The organism is Paenibacillus sp. GCM10027626 (assembly GCF_042676285.1).
Classification (GTDB): domain Bacteria; phylum Bacillota; class Bacilli; order Paenibacillales; family Paenibacillaceae; genus Paenibacillus_Z.
On record NZ_JBHTHC010000042.1, the window covers coordinates 20900 to 29771 of the forward strand.

Below are 8872 nucleotides of genomic sequence, written 5' to 3' on the forward strand. Positions count from 1 at the left end.
AGCAAAAAGATTAGAGATTGGCCTCTGCATGTCATGATTTTACCGAGCGTCATTGTCCTATTTATTTACAGCTATATTCCGATGTTCGGGATCGGCATCGCATTCGAGAAATTTATCCCGTCTAAAGGGATTTTCCACTCCCCGAATATCGGGTGGAAAAACTTTCAATTCTTTTTCGAATTGCCGGATATTCAGCGCATCATGTTCAATACGATCTATATCGCGCTGATGAAAATGGTCGTCGGCCTGATTGTGCCGATTATCGTTTCTGTGCTGCTGAACGAAGTTCGCAAAGAAATGTTCAAGCGTTTTTTTCAAACGCTGGTTTATTTGCCCCATTTTTTGTCGTGGGTGCTGCTTGGCGGCATTTTGATCGATATTTTGTCGCCTTCGACGGGAATTGTCAATCAGTTTTTAAGCTTTATCGGCATCGATCCGATTTACTTTCTGGGCAACAATCGCTGGTTTCCTTTTGTCATTGTGTTTTCGGATGTGTGGAAGGAGTTCGGATTTAATACGATCGTTTATTTAGCCGCATTAACGACCATTAATCCATCCTTGTATGAAGCGGCCGAAATGGATGGAGCCAACCGATGGAAGCAAACATGGCACATCACGTTACCGGGCATGCTGCCAGTTATTATACTGCTCACGACTTTAAGTTTAGGCAATGTCCTGAACGCCGGTTTCGACCAAATTTTCAATTTATACAGTCCGCAAGTGTATGAAAGCGGGGACATTATAGACACGCTGGTGTACAGACTGGGGATGGAGCAGTTCCAGTACGGCGTTGCAACCGCTGTCGGGCTTTTCAAATCGGTCGTTTCTTTAATTTTCATTTCGCTCTCCTATTTTCTTGCTTACCGGCTGGCGAATTACAGAATATTTTAGACGTTGGAGCATGTGCTTTACATTTGAACGAATAAGGAAAGAGGGGTTGCATAGTGGCATATAAAATGACCCGCAGCCGAATGATTTTCATCGCTTGCAACTATATATTTTTAGGCGTGCTCTCCTTGATGTGCATTTTGCCCATGATCCATATTCTAGCGTTGTCATTCAGCTCGGGCTCGGCTGCCGCTGCAGGCAAGGTATCGATCTGGCCTGTAGATTTTACAACGGCGGCCTATAACAATATTTTCGGGAAACCGGAGTATTTCATGGCGTTTGGCGTTTCGGTCAAGCGGGTGCTGCTCGGCACTACGATCAGTACGCTGCTTACGATCCTCGCGGCATATCCGCTATCCAAGGAGGCGAATCAATTCCGCTTTCGCACCGGATACGCCTGGTATTTCGTCTTGACGATTCTGTTTAGCGGCGGCTTGATTCCCTGGTATATGACGATTAAGGAAACGGGGCTGATGGATTCGGTCTGGGCCTTGGTGCTGCCAGGAGCCGTGCCGGTTTTTAACGTTATTCTGCTGCTTAACTTTTATCGCGGGCTTCCGAAGGAGCTTGAGGAATCGGCCAAAATCGATGGAGCGAACCATTTTGTCACTTTGTTCAAAATTTATTTGCCTTTGTCTTTGCCGGCTTTGGCGACCATCATCTTGTTTACGATGGTAGGACATTGGAACAGCTGGTTCGACGGACTCGTGCTGATGAACCGTCCGGAAAATTATCCGCTGCAAACCTTCCTGCAAACGATTATTATAAAGAAAGACTTCCGTTTTATTTCTTCGCAGGAATTGGATATTTTAAGGCAATTATCCGACCGGACCAGCACGGCTGCGCAAATTTTCGTTGCCGCGTTTCCGATACTGATCGTATATCCCTTTTTGCAAAGGTTTTTCATTAAAGGGATCGTGCTTGGCAGTGTGAAGGAATAAAACGCCACGATTAAAAGGTGGTGTGACCGCAGCAATGTTTAATCCGTTTAAAAACTCCACAATCTTCATGAAATTGTTTCTTACCTTTTTTCTTGTCATTGCCCCGCTTTACGTGATTACGCTTATCGTTAACCAGAAAGGGTCCGACGGCGTGCTGGGGGAGATGGCGGAATCGATTATGGCAAGAACCGATTATTTTACGAATATGCTGGAGTCGGAGGTGGCGCGTATTTCCGACTCCCTCCCCGAATATGTCATGGACCAGGATTTGAAGAAGCTGAGCGCGATCGGCGACAGCATTAGCGAGTATGAGCGGGTGGAGCTTGTAAATGCGCTGCAAAGGCGGCTCTATCTGATGAAATATTCCAGCATCTACATTGCCGGGGCCAAGGCTTATGTTCCGCGAATCAATCGCACGATCTCGACGACCGATTACAGCCAGGGCATCGATATGCCGGAATTCGAAGCGATGCAAAGAAAAAATTCCGGCGGCAGTCCGCTCATTTATTGGAACAACCGATTATTTATAAGTTTGGAGTACCCGTACAGTATGAAGCGCAAGCCGTCATTCGTACTGGGCATTGAGCTTTCCATACCGAAGATGAACGATATGCTGTCAACGGTCATTAAAGCCGACGAGGGCAATGCGGTCATTATTAATCTCGAGCAAAACTGGTCTGTATCGGGCCGCGCAGACGCCTCTATGGTAGCTGCAATCCGGGAATTTTTACAAGATCGGGAGACAGCCGGGCAAAGGTCCGGTTTGCAAACGGCATCGCTGGGAGGAGAAAGCTGGATGATCTCCTACAAATATTCGCCGGCGCTCAACGCTTACCTCGTTACGTGTTTGCCGAAAACGTATATTCTTGGTCCGATTACAACGTTTAAAATCTGGTTCTGGGTGATATCGATCGTATCTGTCCTGATCATTGCATTGTTTTCCTATTCCATCCATAATGTGATTCATCGTCCGATGAGTAAGCTTGTCCGTATTTTCAACAAAATGTGGGACATCCATACGTTTCCGACGCTGCCCGCGAACCGAAATGATGAATTCGGCTACTTGTACCGCGGGTTTAATGAGATGGTGGAACGTTTGAAAAGCTTGATTCTGGAAGTATACGAGCAAAAAATTAGAAGCCAGCGTTCGGAGTTAAAAAGGCTGCAATCGCAAATTAACCCTCATTTTTTATACAATTGCTTTTTTGTGCTTTGCCGTCTGATCAAAACGGTCGACACGGAGCGCGCCTATCAGTTTTGTCTTTATATGGGAAATTATTTTCAGTACGTCACCCGCGATGAGGCGGACGAAATACCGCTTGAGCTGGAAATTAAGCATGCCTTGACTTATGTCCACATTCAGACCGTTTGTTTTGGCGACCGGATTGAAGTCGATTTTGAGCAGCCGGGCAAGCTGGCCCAAGAGGGGACGGTAATCAGGCTCATATTGCAGCCAATTATCGAAAATGCCTACAAGCATGTTTTTGAGAAAACAGAAGGCTATGGCTATTTGTGGATTCATATGGAGAGAAATGAAAACGATTTATATATTCATGTTGAAGATGACGGCGATCTGTTGGACGATAGAGCGATCGAACTGTTAAATTATAAATTGAAGGGCGCCTCGGGCGAAATTGAAAATACAACGGGAATCATTAATGTGCATCGCCGGATTCAATTGCGGTATGGCGAAGATTGCGGCATCTCTGTTTCAAGATCGATACTGGGAGGCTTGCATGTCAGCATCAAAATAAGGCCGGAGAGCGGGGAGAAAATCGATGTATAGTTTGCTCGTTGTCGACGATATGCCTATTGTTGCGGACGGATTGACTGAACTGCTGCGGGGCGCTTCCCATCTGAACCTGAAATTGTATAAAACCTATTCCGGCTTAAAAGCGCTGGAAATGTTAAAGAGCAACAAAATTGATATTGTATTGTCCGATATGAAAATGCCCGGGATGGAAGGAATCGAGCTGCTGAAACATATTCGTGCCGAGGAACTGAATTGCAAAGTGATTTTTTTGACGGCGTACAACGATTTTAATAATGTGCGGGACGCCATTTCCTTCGGCGGGTTTGAATTCATCTTGAAAACCGAGGGCGACGATAAAATTATTCGGACGGTCGAAAAAGCAATCCACAGCCTGAACGAGGAAGCCGCTACTAAAAATTTGATTCATCAGACGGTCAGGCAAATGAATGATAACGTCCTGTCGTCACGACATGAGCATATATGGGATTTGCTTAGCGGGCAAACAGGAGCACAGGACAGCATCAAAACGCAGTTTGAGCTGCTGCGGGTACCTTTTCGCCCCGAACTGCCATTTTTGCTGGTGATGGGCCGCATCGATTCGCAGAGCCGCGCGGGCACAACTTCAGATCCGGGGCTGAAACCAAGTGCAAATCCGGACGGAGACCCGGACCGGCACGCTTTGTTCCACGCGATCGCACAGATTGCCGAACAATACTTGGCCGATTGCGTCAAGCGGATTGCTTTAGGGTATAGTCAGTCGCAGCTGCTAATGCTGTTTCAGCCGGAGAAACGGGAAGAGGGGGATGAGCGGGAGCTCGCTGCCCGCTGGAATGAACATATCGCCTTCATTCACGGAAAATTGGCTTCGATGCGCCACACTTGCCGCAAGCTGCTGGATCTGCAGGTTTCCTTCGCCGTACACGCTGTGCCCGCCGATTGGCCTGAACTGCCAGCGTCTTTTGGCGAGCTGCAAGCGGAGCTTGAACGGGAGGCGAATCTACCGTCCGAACCGCCAGCCGCTGCGCAGGATAGCCGGGAGGAGCGGCGCGAACCGGTGAAAGAGGGCGGCGCATCGCATTTTCAATTGCACAAGATCCAAAGCTTGGAGATGTATTTGGAGAACGGGGACAAAGCGGAATTTTACAAATTGTTTGCCGAACTGGAGGAAGTGATTCAAGATCAGTCGATCGTTCATCTGCACAAGCTTGAATACTTTCATGCGCTTTATTCCGTGTTCGAATCAAGCGTCGCCGCCTGTCAACTAACCGATGAATGGGCGAAGCTGCAGCAAATGGACCAGCAGATTCAGTTCGGGGAGAGAATTGTCTGGCGGAAAGTGATCAGCGGCTTTGAACAAATCGCGGCCGCGATTTTTGAGTATAAAATCAATGTATCCAGCCATAACAAATACGAATTGATAAACAAAATTCATGAATATATCGAAACCCACCTGGCCGATAATTTGACACTGCCGACGTTGGCCGCGCATGTGAACTTGAACCCGTCGTATTTTTCACGGTTTTATAAACAAATGACTGGAATCGGGCTGTCGGACTATATTACGGAAATCCGCAATGCGCGGGCGAAGCAATTGCTGCGGCAAAAGCATTTGAAAATTTGGGAGATCGCCGAGGAAACCGGCTATAATTCCAGTTTGGCGTTTATCCGTTTTTTCAAAAAGCATAATCAGATGACCCCTCAGGAATTTCGCAAAATGTATTTGTTCAAGTAAACTGCAAAAAAACTCCCTGACGGCTGCTGCCGGTCAGGGAGTTTTTTTCAATTCTCAATTTTTATTCGTGGCATTGCCGCCGGCATCGTCTTCGTTTTTGTTCACTTTTTCCAGCTTGGTCAAAATAAGCTGCTTGACCGTATCGTCGCCTTCAATTGCTTTTTCGTAATATTCGAAGGTGACAGGCTCATCCAACTGGAGATCGTCCAGTACGTCCGCCAAATCCGCCTCGATCTGGAATGGCGTCGGGCCATCGGCGGTCTGGATTTCAATCGAGTGGGAATCCTGTTGACCATTGTAAGTACCTTTTCCTTGCTTGATCTCCTTTTGTGGGCTGTTGTTTTCGTTGCCCTTGTTCTCATTGCCCTTGGTTTCGCTGTTTGCCGGTTTATTGTCAGTGTTGCTTGGCGCCGGAGCCTTCGTACAGGCTGTAAGGGCTGCGGCCAGCACGAGCAGCATAATCATTCCCGTTAATCCGTATGTTTTCTTCTTCATGTTGAACACCTCCATACTGTTATAACGACTGACAACGAAAAAGGTTGCACAGCCTGAGAAATAATATGTACACTAGACAAAGAGAGGGGGAGAAAGGTATGAAATGGCAATCGTTCAGTTTGAACAGAGGGATTGTGTTTCTGAGCTTAGTTGTGTTGGGATTGGTTCTGGTGTCCAACCATCATCTGGGCTACTCTTTTGGCGATTCGATCTTTCGGGCGCTTGGCCTGCCGCCATGGAGCGAGCAGGGAAACCACGGACTGCATATTTCCGCGATAACGGGCATTTTTCTGCTTATTGCCGGATATCTGGGAGCCACAATATATTATTTGCCGCGGTACCGCAAAATTAGAAGCCGTATCATTATCGGCTGCATCGCATTCGTATGGCTGTCACCAATCGTTTCTGAATATGCGATGTTTATTTTGAAATACAATTCGACGGGTATCCGGTCAGTGGCTTACTCACTCAAGGATAGTCAATGCAGCTTCCAGACGTACGAAAATAATCGCGTACATGCCAACTGCAGCTTAACGCTTTACAATTATGGCAATCAGCCGACGATTACATTAAGACCGGTCACGGATAATCATCCGGAAATTGTGTTTCAGCCGGAGACTTTCTTTGTTTCTCCGCACAGCCGGGTCACAATTAATAAGGAGTTTATAGCGGTACCGGACAAGGAACTCAACTTTTCAGGCTGGTCTCGCGTAACAAAATATGAAATTGAAGCCAGCGGCGAAACAAAGATTGTCGAGTAGACGAACAATGGTAAATGTTTGACAATGATAATCGTTATCAAATATACTGATTGGGAGAGGGTTTCACAGGAAAAAATAGGGCAATAGAATGCGAGCGGAGGGTGCATGAATATGCTTATTCAAAAAAGAACGATCACAGTAAAGGCCGGTTTTTCGGATCAAGTTGTGGAACGTTTCGGCAAGCCGGGCGGTCCGATGACAGAAATCGAAGGCTTCATCGATTTGACAGTCATGGTGAAGAAGGGCCGCCGCAATGACGAGGAGGAGCAGGTTGTCGTCATGGTGCGCTGGGAATCTGAAGAAGCATGGAAGCGGTGGGAGAAGAGCCCGGCGCATATTGAAGGACACCGCAATCAGCGCAACCAGGAAAAACCGGAATATTTAATTAGCACGGTTGTCGATATGTACGAAGTGAAGGCTGTAAAGCTGCCATCATAATGCATTTTAAGAGATGATCTTCGCATGGTTTGCGGGGGGTCATCTTTTTTTGTACGACTTGTCTGCATGGAAACCGGGTTGTCCGAATATGCTTCATAGAGAGAAGACAGGACAGTTGGGTGGAGATGCAAGATGGGGATGAATAAGCAGTCTTTTATTCGCGGAACCTTTGTGCTTACAGTATCTTCCTTTATTACGCGGATGCTTGGTTTCGTCAATGGTATTTTGCTGGCCCGTTTTTTGGGAGCTGAAGGTGTAGGTCTGTTAATGATTGCTCATCCGCTGCTGCCGCTGTTTATTACGATGACTGAGCTGGGATTGCCTGTAGCGATCTCCAAGCTCGTCTCGGAAGCGGAGGTACGCAAAGATGAAGCGCGGATCAAACGGATTCTTGCCGTTTCGTTAAGTGTGACCGGGACGCTTAGCGTTGTGCTGACATTAGTGGCGCTGTTTGGCTCGAAGTGGATCGCCTCGGTCTTCCTCGCCGATCAGCGGGCGTACTATGCGATGGTGGCGCTGACGCCGATTATTCCGATTATTGCGATGTCTGCTGTACTAAAGGGCTATTTTCGCGGCAAGCAAAATATGAACCCGCTCGCCATCTCGGACATTGTAGAAAATGTCGCGCAAATTATTGTTATTCTTGGGGTCGTCAATTTGCTGCTCCCGTACGGGATTGCCTATGCCGCGGCAGGCGCCATGGCAGCCGCTGTTATCGGTGAAGCGTTCGGGCTGCTCTATTTATTTTCGATGTTCAAATGGTCCAATCGCGGCAAGCCAAAAGCGGCGGCGCCTTCCATGAATGGGCAATTTTCTATTAAAGGCGACCGTACCCTGTTCGAGTTGCTGCGCATTGGCCTGCCGATGACGGGCAGCGGCTTTATTCATTCCATATACCGGGCTTTTTTACCGCTGTTAATTACTAAGAGCCTGGTCATGTATGGCGTAGGGACGGAGCTGGCGACCAAACAGTTTGGCCTGCTCATGGGATATGCCATTCCGCTGCTGTTTTTGCCCAGCTTTTTTACCCATTCGCTATCGACTGCGCTCATACCGGCCATTAGTGAAGCAAGCGTCGATAATGACACCCGTCTTATGCATACGCGCATGGATTTGGCGATGCGGACTGCGCTGATTGCGGGACTGCCCTGTACGATCATGTTGTTTATGTGGGCAGAGCCGCTGATGACCGTGATTTATCATGCGCCGGAAGCGGGTGTTCTGTTGAAGCTGATCGCCCCGTTATTTTTTCTCTATTATTTTGAAGCACCGCTGCAAGCGATTTTGCTCGGTTTGGGCAAAGCCTCGACCGTCATGTGGAATCATGTGCTAACTAATATTTTTGAAGTGATCGGGATTTTTGTATTAGGCTCGACGTTCGGCATTGAAGGTGTTGCCTGGGGTTTCGGACTTGGCATCGTGTTGTTAACGCTATTAAATTTTCTGTCTGTTGCCGGTACGATCGGCTTTTACTTCGATTTTCGGATTGTATTCAAAACTGGTGTGGGCGCCGTCATTATGATCGTATGCGGACTGGCGGCGCATCATTTTATGGAGCGTATGCAGCTCGGGACTATTGCGGAGCTGTTCGTTACGCTGCTGGTGTCGCTGGCGGCGTATGCGGCAACTTTGCAGCTGACGCGGGCGCTGCGCGGCAATCCGAAGCTGCCGCCGCCGATTGTTTCGTAGATTTTCAGAAAGCTGTCAGGGCTGTGAACTGGAATTGTTGCACAAAACGCAGGCCTGTTGATTATCCAATATTTAGGGTCGCATTTTCAAGAAACTGGTAAGCAAAACTAGCCATTCCGATGGTAATTTGTCCAGCTCAAATAACCGATCAAATTCGGCAAAAGTTAACTTCGCA

The 8872-nt window shown here is 47.7% G+C and carries 8 protein-coding genes; 7 read left to right on the forward strand and 1 reads right to left on the reverse strand.

Annotation, left to right across the window (positions count from 1 at the left end; translation table 11 throughout):
• Positions 1-33 precede the first annotated feature (33 nt).
• The 4 genes from ACFQ0N_RS37265 to ACFQ0N_RS37280 all read left to right on the forward strand — a co-directional run bounded on the left by ACFQ0N_RS37265 (position 34) and on the right by ACFQ0N_RS37280 (position 5314).
• A complete protein-coding gene (locus ACFQ0N_RS37265) occupies positions 34-891 on the forward strand; it encodes an ABC transporter permease (protein ID WP_379335425.1) in 858 nt (285 codons plus the stop codon).
• 65 nt (positions 892-956) lie between these two features.
• Positions 957-1829 (forward strand): carbohydrate ABC transporter permease, encoded by an 873-nt coding sequence (locus ACFQ0N_RS37270; protein ID WP_379335427.1) that lies wholly within the window; start codon positions 957-959, stop codon positions 1827-1829.
• A gap of 34 nt (positions 1830-1863) precedes the next feature.
• Positions 1864-3615 carry a sensor histidine kinase gene (locus tag ACFQ0N_RS37275; RefSeq protein ID WP_379335409.1) on the forward strand — a complete coding sequence of 584 codons (1752 nt, stop codon included), beginning with the start codon at positions 1864-1866 and terminating at the stop codon, positions 3613-3615.
• Positions 3608-5314 (forward strand): response regulator, encoded by a 1707-nt coding sequence (locus ACFQ0N_RS37280; protein WP_379335411.1) that lies wholly within the window; start codon positions 3608-3610, stop codon positions 5312-5314. The genes ACFQ0N_RS37275 and ACFQ0N_RS37280 overlap by 8 nt, the downstream gene beginning before the upstream one ends.
• Positions 5315-5368: 54 nt before the next feature.
• Here the strand turns inward: ACFQ0N_RS37280 and ACFQ0N_RS37285 are convergent, their stop codons facing one another.
• The gene (locus ACFQ0N_RS37285; protein WP_379335413.1) at positions 5369-5809 is read right to left on the reverse strand and encodes a hypothetical protein; all 441 of its coding nucleotides are present in this window, start codon (positions 5807-5809) and stop codon (positions 5369-5371) included.
• A 98-nt stretch (positions 5810-5907) separates the two neighbouring features.
• On the opposite strand from ACFQ0N_RS37285, the gene ACFQ0N_RS37290 reads away from it, so the two are divergent.
• From ACFQ0N_RS37290 to spoVB, 3 genes are all read left to right on the forward strand, one after another.
• Positions 5908-6570: a hypothetical protein gene (locus tag ACFQ0N_RS37290; protein ID WP_379335415.1), complete on the forward strand. Its 663-nt coding sequence runs from the start codon at positions 5908-5910 to the stop codon at positions 6568-6570.
• Between the two features lie 111 nt (positions 6571-6681).
• Positions 6682-7008, forward strand: a complete 327-nt coding sequence (locus tag ACFQ0N_RS37295; protein ID WP_379335417.1) for an antibiotic biosynthesis monooxygenase family protein — start codon at positions 6682-6684, stop codon at positions 7006-7008.
• A gap of 132 nt (positions 7009-7140) precedes the next feature.
• The gene (spoVB, locus tag ACFQ0N_RS37300) at positions 7141-8697 is read left to right on the forward strand and encodes a stage V sporulation protein B (RefSeq protein WP_379335419.1); all 1557 of its coding nucleotides are present in this window, start codon (positions 7141-7143) and stop codon (positions 8695-8697) included.
• The last annotated feature ends 175 nt before the right edge of the window (positions 8698-8872 follow it).